The sequence below is a fragment of the Stenotrophomonas sp. HMWF023 genome, from assembly GCF_003060985.1.
Lineage (GTDB): Bacteria > Pseudomonadota > Gammaproteobacteria > Xanthomonadales > Xanthomonadaceae > Stenotrophomonas > Stenotrophomonas lactitubi.
In genome coordinates this window covers 13,780-14,035 of the sequence record NZ_QAIJ01000102.1, presented here as the reverse complement: position 1 = coordinate 14,035, position 256 = coordinate 13,780, and the positions used below count along the sequence as shown (strand labels likewise).

Genomic DNA, 256 nt, shown 5'->3' with positions numbered 1-256 from the left:
CGGCGGGCGAGGGCGCGGTCGATACGGGCGAACACGTCGCGCATCACCGACGCCTCCGGCAGCAGGGTCACGCGGAAGTGGTGGCGGTAAGGCACGTTGAAGCTCGAGCCCGGCACCACCAGCACGCCGTCGTTGTTCATCAGGTCCAGCGCGAAATTGTGGTCGTCGAAGCCCTTGGCGGCGGCACCGACCACGGCCGGGAACGCGTACAGCGCACCGGCGGGGGCGACCAGCGACAGATGCTCGCTGGCCTCGC

1 pseudogene is annotated in these 256 nt (G+C 70.3%); it reads right to left on the bottom strand.

The features are described 5' to 3' along the window. Window positions 1–256 (bottom strand): annotated as a pseudogene (locus DBR20_RS22710) (pyridoxal phosphate-dependent aminotransferase); the annotation flags it as partial.